The sequence below is a fragment of the Nostoc sp. CALU 1950 genome (assembly GCF_051172895.1).
Classification (GTDB): Bacteria; Cyanobacteriota; Cyanobacteriia; order Cyanobacteriales; family Nostocaceae; genus Nostoc; species Nostoc edaphicum_A.
Genome location: NZ_JBDNJQ010000377.1, coordinates 1 through 1,251, shown reverse-complemented (window position 1 = coordinate 1,251; position 1,251 = coordinate 1). Strand labels below are relative to the sequence as shown.

General features: G+C 45.2%; 1 protein-coding gene. It reads left to right on the top strand.

Annotated features, from left to right (window positions below; genetic code table 11):
• Positions 1-179 precede the first annotated feature (179 nt).
• Positions 180-1,251: RNA-guided endonuclease InsQ/TnpB family protein (locus tag ABF638_RS38005; RefSeq protein WP_435027888.1), on the top strand; the 1,072-nt coding region annotated here is incomplete at its 3' end.

Sequence of the window (1,251 nt, the reverse complement as noted above, 5' to 3'; positions counted from 1 at the left end):
TTACCTAAATCGGAGAGAAGGCTCCCGCCATAATCTATAGATTTGGCGGCGAGATGAATCGAGGGCGAAAAACGAAACATTCCACAACCATGACTGGCTACAAGCCAGTGAGGGAAGGGGAATAGTTGAGTTTTTCGCAAATCTATGTTATGATTTACGTTAGTGTACATGACGTAAAGATGCTGGTATTTGAGGCCAAACTTGAAGGACAAGACGGACAGTATCAAGCGCTTGATGAAGCGATTAGAACTGCGCGTTTTGTTCGCAATGCAAGCCTTAGATACTGGATGGATAACAAGGGCATTGGGCGATACGACCTGAGTAAGTTCTGCGCTGTGCTTGCTGCTAATACTGAGTTTCCTTGGGTCGCCAAGTTGAACTCGATGGCAAGGCAAGCTAGCGCTGAAAGGGCGTGGTCTGCAATCGCTCGGTTTTTTGATAACTGCAAGAAAGGTAAGCAAGGATTAAAGGGATTTCCAAAGTTCAAGAAGCATCAGACACATGGTTCTGTTGAATACAAAACTTGTGGATGGAAACTTTCTGATGACCGCAGGTATATCACTTTCTCTGATGGGTTTAAAGCAGGAACTTTCAAGCTCTGGGGAACTCGTGACCTGCATTTCTACCAACTTAAACAGTTTAAGAGAGTGCGGGTTGTGCGTCGTGCAGATGGCTATTATTGCCAATTTTGTATCGACCAAGAGCGAGTAGAAAGGCGAGAACCAACGGGTAAAACTATTGGTATTGATGTTGGCTTGAGCCACTTCTACACTGATAGCAATGGGGAAACTATTGCTAATCCCCGGCACTTGCGTAAAAGTGAGAAGTCTTTGAAACGGTTGCAACGCCGTTTGTCTAAAACTAAAAAGGGTTCTCAAAATAGAGTCAAGTTTAGAAATAAGCTTGCGCGTAAGCACCTCAAAGTAAGTCGCCAGCGTAAAGACTTTGCTGTAAAGACGGCAAGGTGCGTGGTAAGGTCTAACGACCTTGTGGCGTATGAAGATTTGCAGGTGCGGAATATGGTCAAGAATCATCGCTTGGCTAAATCTATTAGTGATGCGTCGTGGTCGCTGTTCCGTGAATGGGTTGAGTACTTTGGTAAGGTCTTCGGCGTGGTAACTATTGCAGTCCCGCCCCACTACACCAGTCAGAATTGTTCTAGCTGTGGTGAAGTTGTCAAAAAGACTCTTAGCACTAGAACTCATATTTGTCCTCATTGTGGACATACTCAAGATAGGGACTGGAACGCAG